18 protein-coding genes are annotated in these 19042 nt (G+C 28.5%); all 18 read right to left on the bottom strand.

Annotated features, from left to right (window positions below; genetic code table 11):
• Nucleotides 1-15: 15 nt before the first annotated feature.
• Complete coding sequence (locus ACYUDJ_RS00335) at nt 16-945, bottom strand: GTP-binding protein (RefSeq protein WP_003486492.1); 930 nt, start codon at nt 943-945, stop codon at nt 16-18.
• 89 nt (nt 946-1034) lie between these two features.
• A complete protein-coding gene (locus ACYUDJ_RS00330; RefSeq protein WP_003486494.1) occupies nt 1035-2765 on the bottom strand; it encodes an ASKHA domain-containing protein in 1731 nt (576 codons plus the stop codon).
• A gap of 327 nt (nt 2766-3092) precedes the next feature.
• The gene (locus tag ACYUDJ_RS00325; RefSeq protein WP_003486495.1) at nt 3093-4490 is read right to left on the bottom strand and encodes a Na+/H+ antiporter NhaC family protein; all 1398 of its coding nucleotides are present in this window, start codon (nt 4488-4490) and stop codon (nt 3093-3095) included.
• 47 nt (nt 4491-4537) lie between these two features.
• Nucleotides 4538-5590 (bottom strand): methylcobamide--CoM methyltransferase, encoded by a 1053-nt coding sequence (locus ACYUDJ_RS00320; protein ID WP_043031840.1) that lies wholly within the window; start codon nt 5588-5590, stop codon nt 4538-4540.
• A 268-nt stretch (nt 5591-5858) separates the two neighbouring features.
• Nucleotides 5859-6014: a hypothetical protein gene (locus ACYUDJ_RS00315; protein ID WP_043031839.1), complete on the bottom strand. Its 156-nt coding sequence runs from the start codon at nt 6012-6014 to the stop codon at nt 5859-5861.
• Nucleotides 6015-6365: 351 nt separating this feature from the next.
• Complete coding sequence (locus ACYUDJ_RS00310; RefSeq protein WP_043031838.1) at nt 6366-7286, bottom strand: patatin-like phospholipase family protein; 921 nt, start codon at nt 7284-7286, stop codon at nt 6366-6368.
• Between the two features lie 347 nt (nt 7287-7633).
• A complete protein-coding gene (locus tag ACYUDJ_RS00305) occupies nt 7634-8203 on the bottom strand; it encodes a hypothetical protein (RefSeq protein WP_003486501.1) in 570 nt (189 codons plus the stop codon).
• 65 nt (nt 8204-8268) lie between these two features.
• Complete coding sequence (locus ACYUDJ_RS00300; protein ID WP_003486503.1) at nt 8269-8928, bottom strand: ATP-binding cassette domain-containing protein; 660 nt, start codon at nt 8926-8928, stop codon at nt 8269-8271.
• Between the two features lie 198 nt (nt 8929-9126).
• Nucleotides 9127-9798, bottom strand: a complete 672-nt coding sequence (gene modB, locus ACYUDJ_RS00295; RefSeq protein ID WP_003486506.1) for a molybdate ABC transporter permease subunit — start codon at nt 9796-9798, stop codon at nt 9127-9129.
• Nucleotides 9799-9807: 9 nt separating this feature from the next.
• Nucleotides 9808-10623 carry a molybdate ABC transporter substrate-binding protein gene (modA, locus tag ACYUDJ_RS00290; RefSeq protein ID WP_003486508.1) on the bottom strand — a complete coding sequence of 272 codons (816 nt, stop codon included), beginning with the start codon at nt 10621-10623 and terminating at the stop codon, nt 9808-9810.
• A 179-nt stretch (nt 10624-10802) separates the two neighbouring features.
• Nucleotides 10803-11348 carry a carbonic anhydrase gene (locus ACYUDJ_RS00285; RefSeq protein WP_003486510.1) on the bottom strand — a complete coding sequence of 182 codons (546 nt, stop codon included), beginning with the start codon at nt 11346-11348 and terminating at the stop codon, nt 10803-10805.
• Nucleotides 11349-11578: 230 nt separating this feature from the next.
• On the bottom strand, nt 11579-12721 hold the full coding sequence (locus ACYUDJ_RS00280) for a THUMP domain-containing class I SAM-dependent RNA methyltransferase (protein WP_003486512.1): 1143 nt from the start codon (nt 12719-12721) through the stop codon (nt 11579-11581).
• A gap of 223 nt (nt 12722-12944) precedes the next feature.
• Complete coding sequence (locus ACYUDJ_RS00275; protein ID WP_003486514.1) at nt 12945-13706, bottom strand: exodeoxyribonuclease III; 762 nt, start codon at nt 13704-13706, stop codon at nt 12945-12947.
• Between the two features lie 551 nt (nt 13707-14257).
• Nucleotides 14258-15601, bottom strand: a complete 1344-nt coding sequence (gene uraA, locus ACYUDJ_RS00270; RefSeq protein WP_003486516.1) for a uracil permease — start codon at nt 15599-15601, stop codon at nt 14258-14260.
• Between the two features lie 43 nt (nt 15602-15644).
• Complete coding sequence (pyrR, locus tag ACYUDJ_RS00265; RefSeq protein WP_003486519.1) at nt 15645-16181, bottom strand: bifunctional pyr operon transcriptional regulator/uracil phosphoribosyltransferase PyrR; 537 nt, start codon at nt 16179-16181, stop codon at nt 15645-15647.
• Between the two features lie 469 nt (nt 16182-16650).
• Nucleotides 16651-17568, bottom strand: a complete 918-nt coding sequence (locus ACYUDJ_RS00260; RefSeq protein WP_003486521.1) for an RluA family pseudouridine synthase — start codon at nt 17566-17568, stop codon at nt 16651-16653.
• A gap of 3 nt (nt 17569-17571) precedes the next feature.
• A complete protein-coding gene (gene lspA, locus ACYUDJ_RS00255) occupies nt 17572-18015 on the bottom strand; it encodes a signal peptidase II (RefSeq protein ID WP_003486524.1) in 444 nt (147 codons plus the stop codon).
• A 315-nt stretch (nt 18016-18330) separates the two neighbouring features.
• Nucleotides 18331-18954 (bottom strand): TraR/DksA C4-type zinc finger protein, encoded by a 624-nt coding sequence (locus ACYUDJ_RS00250; protein ID WP_003486525.1) that lies wholly within the window; start codon nt 18952-18954, stop codon nt 18331-18333.
• Between the last annotated feature and the right edge of the window lie 88 nt (nt 18955-19042).

The following is a 19042-nucleotide window of genomic DNA, read 5'->3' as shown; positions in this document are numbered from 1 at the left end:
CTCCTTAAAAAATATTTATATCTTTTTTATTTTATATTTTTCTCTGAACAAAGATTTTATCTCATTTTTACATAGACCTTGTCCTATTATACAAATCTTTAATTCTTCTCTGCCTTTAACTGTTTCTATGTTATGAACCTTTTTAGTACAATTGATTTGAATTATTTCTTCTTTCCCTTTTAAAAACCCTTTTATTCTTATTACATTCCCATATTCCCTAGTAAATAACTTACTAATAATCTCATTTATTTCCTTCATTTCAAATATTTTATTAGTTTTTACCCCTAAACTCTCAAATCCATCCTCTGTAGATATCACAACCTCTACAGGCTCTCTTTCCATATCCTTTAATAAATCTTCATCTAAAAAATTTAGTATATATTCCTTATTAAATTCTTCAAAGGGCAATGTTATTATATGGGCTTTTTCATTAAACTCCCTTAAGGATTCTTTTACTTCTTTTAGAGTACTTTTATCAACTATTTGAGTTTTACTCACTATTAATGTTTTTGCATTTTTTACTTGATCCATATAAAATTCTCCAAAGGCATCCTTTTCCTCTAAATAGCTTGTACCATCTACTACAGTTATTACTGAGTTAATATTAATCCTGTCTTTAAAATTATCCTTTTCTAATATATCTAAAAGTTGACTTAGGGAACTTATCCCTGTAGGTTCTATTATTATTCTATCCGGTTTGTATTCTTCTATTACCTTTTGTAGAGAATCCTCAAAGTCTTGTTTCATCATGCAACAAATACATCCACTTCTTAATTCAAATACATCAAAATCCTCTTTTTTTATTAAGTCTCCATCTATAGCTACTTCCCCAAATTCATTTTCTATTATTATTACTTTTTCTTCCTTCACATTTCCCAAAATCTTTTTTATTAAAGTAGTTTTTCCCGCTCCTAAAAAACCTGAAATTAAATTTACTTTTATCATTTTAATCACTCCATTAAGATTTACCTAATGCTACAATTTTAATTATATTTTGTTTTTATTAGTAAAACACTATAAATTCTAAAATATCATTAAAAACTTAGAGCCTTTACAAAATAATCTTGAAAATCCTCCCTGGTGGAAAGTTCTATAACTTTTATGCTTTCTCTTATATCTACCATCTCTTTTGAAATATCCTTATTTAGTAAAGATAATCTTGCTCCTTCTATGGAGGAGTTTCCTACAAAAGTTATTTTACCTTTAAAACCTTTCGGTATTATTCCTAATATTTTTATACTTTCTGGATTTATATGATATCCAAAGGCTCCTGCAATTACTGCCTCTTCTATATCCTCAATATTAGCATCTATTTCTTTTAAGAGCATAGTAACTCCTGAAGATATTGCGCCTTTAGCCAGCTGCATTTGTCTTATATCATTTTGAGATATATAAACATTCTCTGTTATATAAAACTTCTTATCTTTTAATCTTTCTTTTAAATTATCTGGCATATTTTTATTAAATCTTCCACTAGTCATAACTACTTTACTTTTTATTAATGCTGCCATAACATCCATAAGTCCACTACCACAAATACTTTTAGCCTCTTCATTGCCAATAGTTGAATATTTAATGTTATATTCTTCATCTATAGAAAAACTATCTATAGCTCCTTCTTCAGCTCTTGAACCACAGGAGATATTCATCCCCTCAAAGGCAGGTCCAGCTGCGGTAGATGAAGCTGACATACTTCCCTTATAAATAGCTGCTAATTCACCATTAGTTCCTATATCTATAAATACGGCTGGATGTTTTTTATTTTGAAAATCTATAGCCACAATACCCGCCACAATATCGGCCCCTACATAGGAAGATAATGATGGTAATAATATAACATTTCCTTCCTCATTTATTTTTATATCCATATCCTTAGCTTTTATTTCTAATTGGTCTAAAAATATAGATCTATAGGGTGCTTTGGCTATGGTATTTGGACTAACTCCTGTGAAAAGATGAAGCATGGTAGTATTAGCTGCTATAGCTATTTCATATACACTTTTTCTTTTATAATTCTTACCTATTAATTCTTGTACCATGGAATCTATTTTTTTTCTTATACATTTAGATAAAACTTCTATGCCATCTTTATTTTCCATGCAATAAGTTATTCTAGATAATACATCTCCTCCGTATTCCGTCTGAGGATTTAAATCTGATATTTTATTTAAAATTTGTCCATTTTCTAAATTTAAAAGATAAGCAGATAAACCTGTAGTTCCTATATCCACAGCTACAGCTAAGACTTTATCCTCTTTATGTATTATATCTATCAGTTCTTCTTTATAAATTACCCCACAAAATTCTTTTTCCTTACTTTTTTCTATTTCCCCTATTCTCTTTAAAACACTTAACTTTTCTATGGTAAAATCTAAAGTATTTTTATAAGGTATATTAATCTTTTCGTCTACATTTTTTAGTTCTATTTTTTTTATTTTACTATCCAATTTTGTTTCTATAGAAAAACCCTTATTAATAGTTTTTAATTTTTTATTTTTATCTTTTTCTATTAATTCTATTTGGGCATCACCCTTTACTTCACAAATACACGCAAGCCTAATATTCTCTTCTTCTGTAAATTTTTCTTCCTCTTTTGTTTTAGGCGAAAGCTTACCTCTCGCTATAACTTTACATTTACCACATTTACCTTTTCCATTACAAGGTGCTTCAATATAAAGACCTGCTTTTCTTATACATTCTATAAGTTTTGTACCGTTTTCCACTTCTATTTCCAACTGTTTCTTTATAAAAGTAATCCTAGCCATAAAATTACCTCTTTCTATATCAAATTAATTGTATTTTCTTTGCTGAAATAAAAACTACAATTATAAACAGAGTTCTTGGTTTCAGAGGGAGTTTTTACTCCCACTAAAGCTTATTAACAGAATTCTTAGGAGTTTTACTCCTTAGAAGTCGTTATCCTTTAGGAAAAATCGTTATCCAGGGACATATCCGCTCTTTACTCCCACTTTAAATAAGATGGGAGTATTAGAGCGGGTAGTCATCGGATAAAATATTTATATGAAAAATAAGGGTATGAGGACAAACACATAAAAATTTATTCATGAGTTTGTCCTTTAAATCAATTTATGTTATGCCTTTTCTACAGGTTTACTATTTTCAAAACTCCCCTTTATCGCAGGTCTACTATTTTCAAAATCCCAAGGATGTTTCTTTAAATAACCATTCCCAAAAGGAGTTAATATGAAAATTATACCAAATATAGCTAATATAAATGGATACCACATATAAGGTACAATTTGAACTGGGCTAACTGAGCCTTTAGTAAAACTACCTGCTATCAATAATTGAGCTCCATATGGTATTATTCCTTGCATTGCCATTGAAAATGTACTTAGAAGAGAAGCCGTTTTTCTTGGATCTATTTTATATTCCTTTGATATTTCCTTTGACAATTCACCACAAACAATTATAGAAACCGTATTATTTGCTGTAGCTGCATCTGTTAATGCTACAAGTGAACTTATTCCTAATTCAGCAGATTTTTTACCTTTTATCATTTTATTTATCTTGTATAAAAGCCAGTCAAGACCACCACCTTTGGATACCATATTAGCAAGTCCTCCAGTTAACAGTGATAATGAAAAAATATCAAACATCCCTGTAAATCCCCCATAAACTTCCTTTGCAAATCCTAAAATTGTGAAGTCTCCATAACCAATCCCAATAGCTCCAGAAAGTATTATTCCACCCATTAATACTGCAAATACATTTTTCCCAGCTAAGGCTGCTATTAAAACAAACATATAAGGAATTATTTTTATTAAATTAAATGAATGACTTACCATTTTTGGCGTAGTTACTGGCTTTCCAAATATAAACAAAAAAACTATTGTAACTAAAGCTGCTACCGTAGCAAAGCCAAAGTTAACTCTAAATTTATCTTTCATATCTACACCTTGAGTCCTTGTAGCAGCTATAGTTGTATCGGATATAATTGATAAATTATCTCCATATAGAGCTCCCCCAACTAATGCTCCTAGTGCCAAGGGCATATTTAATCCTGCTTTTGCTACTAACTGAGCAGCTATAGGACCTACTGCAACAACAGTTCCTACTGATGTTCCTGTTGCAATAGAAATAAATGCAGATATTAAGAATATACCTACTACAATAAATTGAGGTGGTATTAAAGTTAATCCTAAATTTACTGTAGCATCAGCTCCACCCATTGCTTTAGAAACTGATGAAAATCCACCAGCTAAAAGATATATAATGCACATTATTATTATATTCTCGTCCCCACAACCTTTAACAAAGCTGTCCATTTTTTCATCTAAAGTTCCTTGTATTAGAATAAATGCAAATATTATTCCTATTACTACTGCAATTGGAGCTGGAAATTGATAGAATGCCATTTCTACTCCCATAATAGATAATATAATTCCTGAGCATAAATACACTAACACAAAAATAGCAAAAGGTATAAGAGCCTTTCCATTTCCTTTATTTTCATTTGTATTTCCCATTTGAAACTCTCCTCATCTTAATTTAAAGTTATTTTCTAAATTCTTTATTATAGATCTATAGGATATTTTCCATAAGTTTTTCCTGCTTCCATAAACATTTCAATATTTTCTATTGGTGTGTGCATTGGAATTTGACAGCCTGTACTTAAAATATAGCCTTTCTTAGAATCATGACCTTTTTTAATACATTCTTTAACGGATTTAAAAATAGCTTCTTTATTTCCTCTGTAGACTATATCTACAGGGGGAACGTTTCCAGTAATGACTACTCTATCTCCCATTATGTTTTTAGCTTCTTCTAAATCTTCTGCATTATCAATACTAAAATTAGAAATCCCCGCATTCACAACATCTTCCCATATTTCCTTACTATTGCCACAAATATGTATAGCAGGGGCTCCACCAGTCTTCTCTTTTATTTTATTAATATTTTTCTTTAGAGCTGGTAATGAAAATTCTCTAAATTGTTTTGGACTTATAAGACTAGTAGATGAAACTGGATCTGCAAATCCAATAGATACTCCAAGCTTGGCTACTTCCTCTATGTATCTATTATTAGATTCCGCTACTATATCCATTAAAGTGTGAACTTTTTTAGGATACTTAATCATCCATTTTAATAGGTTTTCTGTTCCAACTACAGAAGCTGCAACACTAAAAGGTCCAGACATAGCAGCACCAACATCTACTTTATCCATAAGTGCATCTCTAGTAAGTCTTATTGCTTCAAGTAAAGTTGGTAGATTCCCATCTTTTAAAGGATCCACAACTTTAAGAGATTCTATTTCATCTATAGAATTAATAGCTGGCTCTATTAAATAAGAAATTCCATATTCGGGATAACCAACTTTAGCGCCCATAGCCTCAGCAACTCCTCTAAGGCTAGTAGATATACTTACACCATCATGATGAAGCCTTTTAAACAAAGCTATTTCTAAATCTGCCATAAGCTGTGCTGAATGATAATAATCTCTAGCTGTAACTCCAATAAAAGGTGCCATAGTAACTCCCATATCCGGGATACATATTATTCTGTCAATTTCCTCCCCTTTAGAAAAAGCTACGACCCTCTCTTTTGGTGTCATTTCTTCTTTGATCAATTAAAACATTCCTTTCTAAATAAAAATATTTTTCAAATTATTATCCTTAATTTCTAATTATTACTTCCAACTGTGTATTTTAGCATTACAATAATAAATTTTCTACAATTATATGGAATTCAAATAAGCTAAATTTTTTCTATAAAATTTTTATATAATACTTGTTTTTAAATAAAAAAACTTCTTTCTGGTTTTATACTTCTAATTTTCACCAGAAAGAAGTTTTTTATTTAGGGGGGATTTATCTATAAAAATATTTTAGTGTAAATTAGTATCCTTTCTTTTTTGCTTCTATACCACTTTCATTCGTTCCTGGTTCTTTTATAGTAGTATTAAGCTCATTTTTTGCCCATTGATTTTGAGTCTTATGACCATTAGCCAAATAATTTTCTTCTGTCCATTCTCTCTTTTCTTTTGGCTTCATAATAATACCTCCTGATTTATTAAGTTTACATCTTTAGTATAAGTAACTTTTAAATAAATATTTATAAAAATCATTAACAAATTTAAACTATAGCCTTTTATTCGATGACTACCCGATCTAATACTCCCATCGCACTCTGTGAAAGCTATTCACACCAAATCAAAGATTTGGACTCTCTGCTTTTCTTCAAAGTTGGAGTAAAAACTCCCTCTGAAGCTAAGAACTCTGTTTATAAAATCATCTAGATTTTAGAGCAATATTTTAGAACAATTTACAACTTTTAATTATAAGCCTATATAAAACAACAATTAATTTAAAACGCTAAAAATTTATATAGTTAATTAAAATTTCCTAAATTCTATAGGATCTTATGTATCTTCTAAAATCCCATTTTTTCAAAAATTCATCTGCCTTTTCATAACCTTCTTTATATAATTTTTCCTTAGTTTCTAAGGATATATTGAATTCTGTAGTTTTTACTCCTAAGGCTGGTATAGATATAGTCCTGATTTTGTCTTTATCCCTTAAATAACTTTCATCATAAGAATCTATAGTTGTTTCTACTACATCTACTATGTAGGATATAAAATCCTTATTTTCTATAGTTCTATTAAATTCCCCACTATTGCCTAACTTAAACCCAAATGTTGGCCATCTAGGCACGTCCTTTACATCAAATATCCATATAGGATAATTACTAGTTATTCCTCCATCTACTATATAGGCTTCTTTTTCCATATATTTAAGCTTTACTGGTGTAAAAAAGAATGGAATACTTATGCTCATTGTTACTGCTTTAGCTATTTCTAATTCCATAGGATCCATGCCATATTTTTTTATATCATCTGGCAATATAAGTAATCTTTTATTAGTAACATCTGAAGCTATTATCTTTAATGGAGACTCTTTATTTAAACTTATATGTTTAAACTTTGTTTTTCCTTTATTCTTAAACACTTCTTCAAGGTATTTTTCTATATACAGTGTACTAAAAATACCCTTTTCCAATATAAGTCCTAAAGACTTTTTGGCTAAAGGGAATTTTTTGATAGCAGTTATATTTCCAACTTTTTTATAATCTAACTCGTACATTATTTTTTTTATTTCTTTTCCTCTATAGCCTACAGCTAAAAAAGCTGCTATTATAGCTCCTGCAGATGTTCCTGCAAGCCTTTGCCACATCATTCCTTCCTCTTCTAATCTACAAATAGCTCCTGTAAAAGCTGTAGCCTTAACTCCACCACCTTGAAAAACACCGTCTGCTTTTAACAAATAAACTCACCTTAAAATATATTGCTTTATTTTATAGTATGTTTCTTAAACTCTTAATATACTTTATATAGGTACAATTTAACATATATAACTTAAACATTATAATATAACTAATACATACTACTTATAATAATTACAATGTTTACTTCTATAAAAGCCAATATTCGTATCTTAGAATAACTTTATAAACAACATGTGTTTTGTTTTAAATTATTCTTTATCTAAATTATAAAATTTACTTTATAAATAGCATATATTCTATTTCAAAAAAATTTCAGTGATTATATGATTTTTAATCTTCTATTAAATCATATAACCACTGAAAAAACTACGGTAAAATTATATTTTTAAAAACTAACTTTAAATTTGCCATCTTCGATTTTTATATCCTTTATTTTAACTTTAGTAATCCCCTTATCTATAATAATCTCATCTCCATTGCTCTGAATATTACTCATGTTTGATTTTTTTATTTCATTTAGAAGAATACTTTTAGGTACTGATACTTTTCCCATTTTTATACTATCTACTTTATAGATTATTTTATCATCCCTTGCACTTACATCTCCATAGGATGACATAAGCAAATCAATTCCATTATATCTAACTGGTATATATAAATTTAATTTATTATCCTTAGTATCAACTTTAGCAGATTTCACCAATATACTTCCTACATTTTTCTCATTTTGAAAATAAACTTTTAGCATTTCATTTACATCTTCTTCATTTACAGTTAAAGTTCCTTTGCTAAGTTCTACATTCTTTAGTTTGTCTAATATATTTTCATTCTTAATGGAATTATCACTTAAATTCTCTCCTTTGTCTCCTTGGTAAGTAGCCATCTTAAAAAATGCAAATCCTGCTATAACTATGCATATCAATACAATAAGTAGTGTCTTAAAAAAACTTTTCATAATTATATCGTCCCCTTCATCTATTACTATGTTTTAAATCCGAATTTATTTTATTATAAACTATTTTACACAATATTAAAAGCATCATTACTTTTTACAAGGACTCCATCATTAATAATTATGGACCTATCCGCAAGCAATTCTGCTTCATAAGGATTATGAGTAACCAAAAAAATACTCATTTTAAACTGCTTCTTATATTTCATAAATTCTTTATAGACTGCTTCCTTAGTAGCCTTGTCCAATGCTGAAAATGGCTCATCTAACATTAATACGTTAGGCTTTATTGCCAAAGCTCTTGCTAAAGCTACTCTCTGTTTTTCTCCACCTGATATTTCATTAGGCTTTCTATCTTTAAGATGTTCTATTTTAAATGTTTCAATTATATAATTTATATAACTTATATCATAATCCTTTTGATTCTTTACTCCAAATAATATATTATCTTCCACAGTCATGTGAGGAAACAAAGCATAATTTTGAAATAAATATCCTATATGTCTATCTTTTATTGGTAAATTTATATTTTCCGAAGAAGAAAAAACAATTTTATTATCAATCTTAATAATCCCCTTATCAGGAGTTTTGATACCTGCAATGCAATCCAAAATGGTTGTTTTTCCTGATCCTGAAGAACCTTGCAATGCGACTACTTCATTCCCTAAAGTTAAATTACAGTGTAAATCAAAATAATTTAAGCTTTTAACTATATCTAATTTTATCATTTGTCAAAACTCCTTTTAATTCCTTTTTTAAAATTGAATTAATTGACTACAAATATTATTGTAAACAATTCATCAACTTTTCTTTTCAATATTATTTAAGAGTTATGTAATTTCGTCAATTATAACTAAAAGCAGTAATCATGTTTGTTAATTATATACTAACATAATATACTGCCTCTAAGTCTTTATAAATATAATTTAATTTAGCCTTTTATAGTCCTTCTTTTTTAGCCATGAATTTAATGAAAATATTAAAACAAAGCTAAATACTACAACTACTCCTAAAAGTGTATTTGCCACTTTTGTATATCCGTTATCTACAGCAAAATATATAGCAGTAGGTATGGTCTGTGTTTTACCAGGTATGTTCCCCGCAACCATTAAAGTAGCTCCGAATTCTCCTAAAGCCCTTGCAAAGGACAATACACTTCCACTTACTATACCTGGCCATGCCAATGGAAAACTTATCTTTAAAAAAATCCTCCATTCACTTGCACCAAGTGTTCTTGCTGCATTTTCATATATATGATCAATATTCAAAAATGCTGCTTTAGCACTTTGATACATTAAAGGTATTGAAACTATTATCGCTGCAACACAAGCTGCAGCAGGAGTAAATATAATAGTTATTCCAAAGTTTTCATATAAAAATTTTCCTATAAAATGCCTCCTGCTCATTAAAATAAGCAGCCCATAACCTGTAATTGTTGGTGGAAGAACCATTGGCATAATAATTAAGCTCTCAAGTATATCTTTTCCTCTAAAATTATACTTAGTAATAACTCTAGCCAATAGTATACCAAATAAAAATGTAAAAATTGTAGATATAAAAGCTATTTTCACTGATAAAATAATTGGTTCTAATATCATAATGATTTCCTATTTTTCTATAGGATTAAATCCATATTTTATAAATATATCTTTGGCTTCTTTTGTCTGAATATATTTTGCAAACTTCTTTGCACCTTCTTTGTTTTTGCTATTTTTAACTACTGCCATTGGATAAACAATAGGATTATGAGATTTTTCATCAAAAGTATATTTTATGTAACTTTTCTTTAATACCTTAGCATCGTTATTATAAACAATTCCTGCAGCGGCTTCTCCACTTTCTACATACTTAGCCACTTGTTTTACAGATTTACCATATACAATTTTATCTTTTAAAACATCCCACAATTTATAGTATTCTATCGCTTCTTTTGCATATTTTCCTGCTGGAACAGATTCAGGTTCTCCTATAGCTAATTTAAAGTTCATATTTTTTAAATCAGATATTTTTTCAACTTTTTTGTCTCTATTTTCTTCAGATACGATTAAAACAAGTTTGTTTCCTAATAAATCTTTTCTTGTATCATTATCTATTAATTTTTCTTCCTGTAATTTATCCATATTCTTCTTAGATGCTGATATAAATAAATCCGTTGGAGCTCCTTGTTCTATTTGCTTTTGAAGTGTGCCAGAAGCATCAAAAGTTATTGAAAGCTTAGCTCCTGTTTCTTTTTCATATTTTTTCTGTATTTCTGTTAAAGCTTCTGTTAAGCTTGCAGCAGCAGATACAGTTATATCAAGATTTTCTTTAGATTCCTTCTTATTGGATGCATCTTCTTTTTTTTCCTCTACCTTAGTATTAGTACATCCAAATAAACCTAATGCTAAAATAGATACAATTAAAAAACTTAAAATTTTCTTCAAAATACTCCCTCCTTTTTTTATATATTTTAAATATAGATCATATTTCTATTTTTGTAAACTGTCCCCAAATGCCTTTTGTAAATATTTTTCTAATATAATATTAAATAATTATCTTTTACATATATTTTTTAATGTCAAATAAATTAAGTTATTTTAATAGTTGATTATCTAGAAGGTTTCTAATTATTCTCCTTAACTAAATATAATAAATTATCATCTACATTATAAAATAATGGTGCTATCAATATTTTAGGATATTTTTCTCTTAGCCTCTTAGTTTCACTTAATAAAAAACTAATTTCATTTTCTATTTCAAACATAGGAGCAAAACTCATAAAGTGTTCTTCTGCTTGCTGCATATTCCAGCCAGCATTGTCCACTAGTCCTTGAATAAATTTTTCCTTTTTATTCATTAAATTTACCATTCCACAATGGTTGTGCCCTATTAATGCTAAGGTCTTAACCCCACCTACTGCAATGGCATAAGATATTTTAAACTCACTATATCTTAGGTTCCCTCCACCAGTTCTAAGTATATATGCAAAATTATTAGGTATCTTAAGTTGTTTGCGATTATCCATACACATTCCAACTAACAATTCTGCATTATCATATTTTTCTAGTTTATAACCTAAATTATGATATTTAAAAAGTTTTTCAATAGCTGTGTTTTTATAAATAGGTAATATATCTTTAATGTTTTCTACTTTTATTAATCTATCCATATTTTATTTATGAGATATTATAATCCCATAAAATTTCACCACCTTTATTTATAATTCTAATATTTGCATTACTTAACTATCTTCATTAATTCCTAGATCTTATAAAAAATGATAGATATTAAAACACTTTAACTTTAGCTAGTGGGTTTTATATTAAGTAGTGTCCTATATTAAACTATCTAAATAAACTTATATAATAAATTAATACTTGAATCTATATCCTTTAAATATTACTTTTCATAATGTTTTTTAGGAGGCTCTAATCCTATATATTGATAGTAATAACATTTTAATCTTCCGTTATATAGTTTTCTATTTTTATCTGATTTTTTCCCAAATATTTTTTCAAAACCTTCATAAGAAGTTAATATAAAACAAGACCAATCCTGTAAACTTGAATATACTTCTCCTAGATTTTTATAAAGTTTTTCTACTTCTTTTAAAGTATTTAATCTTTCGCCATAAGGTGGATTAGTTATTATAAATCCATATTTCTTTTTTGATTTAAACTCTTCCATAGACATCTTTTGAAAAGCTATATAATCAGAAACTCCTGCTTTTTCTGCATTATCCCTAGCTGTTTTTAATATTCTTCCATTTATATCTGAAGCTAATATTCTAAAATCCTCTTTATTTATAGAGTTTCTAGCATGGCGCCTTACTTCTTCCCACATATTAAGAGGTATTATATCCCAAGCCTCTGCTGCAAAATTTCTATTTAAGCCTGGTGCTATATTTTTACCTATCAAAGCTGCTTCTATGGCAATAGTTCCAGAACCGCACATAGGGTCTGAAAGTATTCTAGAAGGTTCCCATTTACTTAAAAGCACCAAAGCTGCTGCTAATGTTTCCTTAAGGGGAGCTTCTCCTGCGTTTTCTCTATATCCTCTTTTATGAAGTCCTGGGCCTGAAGTATCCAATGTTAATGTAACTATATCCTTTAAAATACCTACCTCTATTTTATACTCTGCACCATCTTCGCTAAACCAATCCTTAACATACTCTCTTTTCATAGCCTCTATTACAGCTTTTTTTACTATAGATTGACAATCTGGCACACTATGTAGTGCGGATTTAATAGATTTTCCTGTAACATGCATAAATCCATCTTCTGAAATATATTTTCCCCAAGGTACTGATTTAGTTCCTTGAAAAAGCTCTTCAAAACTTTCCGCTTTAAATTCTGCCATTTTTATTAAAACTCTATCTGCAGTTCTAAGCCACATATTACATGTAACTATATCTCTTTCATCACCTACAAAGGTAACTTTACCATTTTCTATTGTTAAATCATCATAACCTAATTCTTTTAATTCATTAGCTACTACTTTTTCTAACCCAAAGGTTGCTGTGGCAATTAGTGTATATTCCATTTTTTCATCTCCTACTTTAAATATAATTTGTGTTTCATATACTGAATAAATTTTCTTATAACTTTATTAATCTATCATAATTGATTATATATATTGAATTTTTCCTATTTTATAGGTTTTTAAATGCACTTTCTTAATAGATTATTATCCTAAGTATTAAAAATATTTTAATAAGAAAAAATTATTTAGCCTGTAATCTAAAATATTTTATATTAGTAACTATTTACTCTAGCTCTAACATTACAGGACAATGATCTGAACCATAAACCTCATTTAATATTTCTGTATTTTCCACCCTATCTAATAGATTGTTTGAAACAAAATGGTAATCAATTCTCCATCCTGCATTTCTCTCTCTAGCTTTGAATCTATAGCTCCACCAGGAATATTTAATCTTATCTGGATTCATATTTCTAAAGGTATCTATATATCCTCTTTCTATTATTTTATCTAACCAGTCCCTTTCTATTCTTAAAAATCCTGAGGCTTTCTCATTAGCTTTAGGATTTTTAAGATCTATTTCATTATGAGCTGTATTATAATCTCCACATATAACTAGCTTTTTACCTTCCTCAACTAACTCATCACAATAATTAAATAAGGCTTCATAAAAATCTAATTTATATTGAAGTCTTTCCTCATCCCTTTGGCCATTAGGAAAATATATGTTTAAAAGTATAAAATCCTTAAATTCAGTTATAAGTATTCTTCCTTCTGAATCAAATCTTTCTATACCTATGCCATGTTTTACTGAAATAGGCTCCTCCTTAGTGTAAGTAGCTACACCACTATATCCCTTTTTATGAGCAAAACTAAAATAAGAATAATAGCCATCTATATTTTTTATATTATCTTCTAATTGATTTTCCTGCAGTTTTGTTTCTTGTATACATAATATATCAGGATTTTCTTCCCCTATCCACTCCAGAAAATTCTTTTTCGCTACCGCTCTTAAACCATTAACATTCCAAGAATAAATTCTCATAATCCTCACCTTTTCTTAAATTCATCTAAATAATGTTATTTAATAACTATTATAAATTATACCAAAAAATTTTGAAAAACACACGTAAAATAATAAAAGTGCTAGGCACTTTTGTTATTTAGAGTATAGAGTGCAGATATGATTAATCTTTTTAAAATGCCTTTTACGGCACACATGCATCTTTTTAAACAAATAGTAGAAGCTAGTATAAACTTCTTACAGATGATTTAGGAAATCCACAGTGAAATTCTTTGAAAAAAAAATATATAGCTTTTAGGCTTTTCATAAATACAAATTAGAATAATACCTTTTAAACCTATTAAAACAAAAAGTACTTTTAGAGAAAATAAATATCTAGAAAAATAATTAGAATACTTTATTTGTGGACTAATATATAAGCTAGCACTTTGCCACAGGACGTGGCATCAGTGCGTTAGTTTAGATATTAGAACACAAATATTAGTATTCTTTATTTTTTATAGCTATTTATTGACTAAAAATACTTTTTGCTTTAATTCTTAACCTTTAAAAGGTATTATACATTAAATCTTTTAACCCACATTTTTTTCTATAGGTTTAACAAATTCTTCTTTAAGATTTTCTTCTTTATTATCTTCTTCTTCTGTTCTACTTTCTTTTGGAAGTATTAAATTTAATATTATTCCTACTAGTGTTGCTAATGCAACTCCTGCTATTTCTACTTCTGAGCCTGCTAACTTAAATTTTACTGCTGCTCCACCTATTCCTAACACTATTATTACAGAGGATATTATTAGGTTTCTCTTTTTACTAAAATCTATTTTATCCTCTACAAATACTCTAAAACCTGAGGAAGCGATTATTCCAAATAAAAGTATACTTACTCCACCCATTACTGGCATTGGTATGGTAGCTATTAGTGTAGCTACAGGTCCTATAAATGAAAGTATAATAGCTATTATTGCAGCCCCCACAATTACCCATACACTGTATACTTTAGTTATAGCCATAACTCCTATGTTTTCTCCATAAGTTGTATTTGGAGGTCCTCCTATAAATCCTGCTAATAAAGTAGCTACTCCATCTCCTAGTATAGATCTATGAAGTCCAGGATCCTTTGTAAAGTCTTTCCCTACTACATTATTTGTTACATAAACATGTCCAATATGTTCTGCTAAAGTTACAAAAGCTACTGGTGCCATTAATATCATGGCATTTATGTTAAACTCTGGTTTCATAAATGGTGGAAGCTGAAATAAGGGTGCACTTGCTATTTTAGTTAAAGTTTCCTGAGATATAACCCCTAGGGATAATGCTGAAATATATCCACATATCATTGCTATAAGAATTGGTATTACTCCTAAGAATCCTTTAAAATACATAGTTCCAAGTATTCCTATTCCTAAGGTTATCATTGAAACTGTAATCCATGCCCATCTTGGTACACTTTGCATAGAATCTACTGTAAAATTAGAATTAAGACCCGCCCAATTTATTGCTACTCCTGCTAATCCTAAACCTATTACTATTACAACGGAACCAACTACAATTGGTGGTAATACTTTATTTAACCAATCTGTTCCTGTAAAACTTATTATAGCTGCTACTAATATATAAATTAAACCTGCAGTTATTATTCCTGATAACATGGCATTAGTTCCATAAGCTGATGATGCCACCGTCATGGGACCTATGAATGCAAAAGATGATCCTATATAAGCTGGTAGTTTTGCCTTTGTACAAAGTACATAAAGAAGTGTTCCTACACCACTTCCAAACAATGCAATGGAAGGACTCATACCTGTAAGCATTGGTACTAATATAGTGGCTCCCACCATTGCAAATAAATGTTGAAAACTTAATGGTATAGTTTTTAAGATAGGTAATTTTTCATTTACATCTACATATTTTTTCATATTATTTCCTCCTTTTAGTCTCTCTGGACTATTTTAAAAGACGCTATTTTTCAAATATTTTAATGGAATCTTGTCCATCAAGTTCTTTTAAATGTACTGATACTACTTCTGTTCTTGAGGTTGGAATATTTTTTCCTACAAAATCTGGTCTTATAGGTAATTCTCTATGCCCTCTATCAACTAGAACTGCCAACTGTATACCAGAAGGTCTTCCATGATGTATAGTAGCATCCATAGCTGCTCTTACTGTTCTTCCTGTAAATACTACATCATCTACTAGAATTATTTTTTTATCATTAATATGATGTTCTAAATCTAAGCTTTTTATTACTGGCTGTTCATTTTCTTTAGTTAAATCGTCTCTATATAAAGTTATATCTACAGAACCTACAGGTACTTTTATATCCTCAATATTTTCTATAGCCTTAGCTATTCTCTTAGCTAGAGGGTACCCTCTTCTTTTTATACCTACAAGAATAATATCTTCTACCCCCTTATTTTTTTCTATTATTTCATGGGCTATTCTTGTAAGACTTCTTTTAATACCTTTTTCATCTAGTATTTCAGCCTTAAGATTCATTTTTATGCCTCCTTTTTTGTAAACTGAAACTTAATTAAGTTGAGTTTTTGCCCATCTAAATTTTAGTTAAACTAATGCAAAAACTTTAAAATTCTTATTTTCCTCTTATGTAAGAAGGAATATTAGAATTGTTAATCATAGAATAAAAAAATGCCTTTACTCTGTGAGTAAAGGCATAATAGTTCCATCTAAATTTATTCATAGCCTTATGACCTCACAGGATCATTTTAAAGGTAAAATATTTCTTACTATTATACAACATTTAATTTAGTTTTTCAACAGTTTTAATTTTATCTTTTGTTTTTACTAATAATTATAAATTGTAATTTTGTCTTTTGTTTTTATGAATAAATATTAATTTTTTAATTACAATTATATTTTTCTTTTGTTATTAAAAATTTTATCTTTTGCTCTTTTATGTTTTTATCTTTTGTGACATTTATAGACATATAATATCACTTTTTTTAAATTAAATCAATTCATTTCTTAAAATTTTTATTATTTTTTTGAAATACTCTGGTAGTTGGCTTTCAAATTCTACATATTGTCCTGTAGTAGGATGAATAAAACCTAATAACTTTGCATGCAACATTTGTCCTTTTAGATTAAATCTTTGTTTTTTATAACCATAAACAGGATCTCCTACTAAAGGATGCATTATATGGCTCATATGAACTCTTATTTGATGTGTTCTTCCTGTTTCTAACTTACACTCTACTAAAGTGTGATTTTTAAATCTTTCTATAACCTTATAATGGGTTACGGCATACCTTCCATCTTTCACTACCGCCATTTTTATTCTATCTACAGGGTGTCTACCTATAGGCGCCTCTATAGTTCCCTGTCCATCCTTTATTATGCCCTCTACTAAAGCCATATATACCCTAGAAATTGAATGCTCTTTAAATTGAGCTGCTAAATTATTGTGAGATATGTCATTCTTTGCCACAACTAATATTCCTGAAGTATCTTTATCTATTCTATGAACAATACCAGGCCTTGCTACTCCATTTATACCAGATAAATCTTTACAATGACTCAAAAGAGCATTAACTAAAGTTCCAGAATATACCCCTGGTGCAGGATGTACCACCATTTCTTGGGGCTTATTTACAACTATTACATCCTTATCTTCATATATAATATCTAGCTTAATATCTTCTGGTTCTATTTGAAGCAATTTAGGTTCTGGTATATTTACTTTAATATTATCTCCAACTTTTAATTTATAGTTTCTCTTTTTTTCTTTATTATTTACTAGAACATTCCCCTCATCTATAATTCCTTGAAGATAAGATCTAGATTTATCTTCAAATATTTTGGATAAATATAAATCTAATCTTACATTATCAAATTCTTTTTCTACTTTTAAGCATATTTTTTCCATAAACTACTCTTCCTTTAATATGTATATAGCTAATAATATGGTACCTATAACTACTAATGTATCCGCTACATTAAATGTAGGGAAAAAATAAACATCTTTATAGTGTAACATTATAAAATCTACTACAAATTTATAATAAATTCTATCTATTAAATTTCCTATGGCTCCACTTATTATTAATGATAAAGATATTTTTAGTAACTTTGAAGTTGGCTTGTACTTTACAATAAAATATGCTACTCCTAAAATTACAATTACAGTTATTAAACTCAAAAATATTAATCTATTTTGAAATATCCCAAAAGCTGCTCCTCTATTTTCTAAATAAGAAAGGCTAAATAAATTTTTTATTATAACTATATCCTTACCAGAAGCTAATGTGTTTAAAGCCCATATTTTACTTATTCTATCTAAAACTATACCTAATATTAATATAATTATTCCCAAAATATCCCCCCTATTACTGTAAAACTATACTTTATCATTAAATAGAATTTTTTATAACTTTAAATTTAAAGTATCTATAAATACTTTAATATATAAGTTTATTCTTTAAAAATTATTCCAAAGTTCAGTGTTCTATTATAAACAGAGTTTTTGACTTTACCAAGGGAGTTTTTACTCCCTTAAAGCTTAGAAAATGGTTATCCAAGGACGTAGCTGCTCTTTACTCCCACTTTTAAGAAGATGAGAGTATTAGAGCAGGTAGTCATCAGATAAATAGACTCTCACTGAACCTTAGAATTACTTGATGTTTAATTTTTAATCATATAATGTACTTTTATAATACTCATTACTTATTCTTTCTACTGGTTCTACATAACCTTCTTCTTCTAAATCCTGTTCTTCTCCTACATTGTAATATTCATCCATATTTTTCATCTTATTAAAAAACTCTACACTTTGATAAGAATCTTCTGCATCAAATTCTACTTTTGTAGTTTTATCATTATATCCATATCCAAAAGGATAACCCAATACTTCTTCTTCAATAGGTCTTTGAACTTTTCTAACATTTTTTCCACTAACTTCATTTTGGCATTTAACACAAAACTCTGCATAAGGAACAAATTCTAATCTTTCCTTTGGTATATGTTTCCCACAACTCTTACAGACTCCATAACTTCCATCCTCTATATTTTTTAATGCATCATTTATTTTTTTCATTATAGATATTTCATTTTCCTTAAGAGCCAGCCCTTTTTCCTTTTCAAAAAGTTCTGATCCTGTATCTGCAGGATGGTTATCATAATTAGATAATTCCATGCTTATGGCAGAGTTAGAATCTATGGTTTCATTATCCTTCATTTCCTCTAGCAAAGAGTTTACGCCTTCTTTTTCTCTTATAAGTTTATTTTTAAAATATTCTAAAGAATTTTTATCCATAGGTTATAAACCCCTTTCTCCATAGAACTTTTACTTTCCTAATGATATTTTAAGTATATTTGCTTTATTTATTCTATGTAAAAAGCTT

Source organism: Clostridium sp. CTA-6 (assembly GCF_054768115.1).
Note: the sequence above shows the minus strand (reverse complement) of the source record. Positions and strands in the feature narration are given on the sequence as shown.

What these genes read in the sequence shown, in the direction of transcription:
- ACYUDJ_RS00335 (WP_003486492.1), bottom strand. Translation starts at nt 945, where the DNA reads ATGATAAAAGTAAATTTAATTTCAGGTTTTTTAGGAGCGGGAAAAACT.
- ACYUDJ_RS00330 (WP_003486494.1), bottom strand. Translation starts at nt 2,765, where the DNA reads ATGGCTAGGATTACTTTTATAAAGAAACAGTTGGAAATAGAAGTGGAA.
- ACYUDJ_RS00325 (WP_003486495.1), bottom strand. Translation starts at nt 4,490, where the DNA reads ATGGGAAATACAAATGAAAATAAAGGAAATGGAAAGGCTCTTATACCT.
- ACYUDJ_RS00315 (WP_043031839.1), bottom strand. Translation starts at nt 6,014, where the DNA reads ATGAAGCCAAAAGAAAAGAGAGAATGGACAGAAGAAAATTATTTGGCT.
- ACYUDJ_RS00305 (WP_003486501.1), bottom strand. Translation starts at nt 8,203, where the DNA reads ATGAAAAGTTTTTTTAAGACACTACTTATTGTATTGATATGCATAGTT.
- ACYUDJ_RS00300 (WP_003486503.1), bottom strand. Translation starts at nt 8,928, where the DNA reads ATGATAAAATTAGATATAGTTAAAAGCTTAAATTATTTTGATTTACAC.
- modB (WP_003486506.1), bottom strand. Translation starts at nt 9,798, where the DNA reads ATGATATTAGAACCAATTATTTTATCAGTGAAAATAGCTTTTATATCT.
- ACYUDJ_RS00285 (WP_003486510.1), bottom strand. Translation starts at nt 11,348, where the DNA reads ATGGATAGATTAATAAAAGTAGAAAACATTAAAGATATATTACCTATT.
- ACYUDJ_RS00280 (WP_003486512.1), bottom strand. Translation starts at nt 12,721, where the DNA reads ATGGAATATACACTAATTGCCACAGCAACCTTTGGGTTAGAAAAAGTA.
- ACYUDJ_RS00275 (WP_003486514.1), bottom strand. Translation starts at nt 13,706, where the DNA reads ATGAGAATTTATTCTTGGAATGTTAATGGTTTAAGAGCGGTAGCGAAA.
- uraA (WP_003486516.1), bottom strand. Translation starts at nt 15,601, where the DNA reads ATGAAAAAATATGTAGATGTAAATGAAAAATTACCTATCTTAAAAACT.
- pyrR (WP_003486519.1), bottom strand. Translation starts at nt 16,181, where the DNA reads ATGAATCTTAAGGCTGAAATACTAGATGAAAAAGGTATTAAAAGAAGT.
- ACYUDJ_RS00260 (WP_003486521.1), bottom strand. Translation starts at nt 17,568, where the DNA reads ATGGAAAAAATATGCTTAAAAGTAGAAAAAGAATTTGATAATGTAAGA.
- ACYUDJ_RS00250 (WP_003486525.1), bottom strand. Translation starts at nt 18,954, where the DNA reads ATGGATAAAAATTCTTTAGAATATTTTAAAAATAAACTTATAAGAGAA.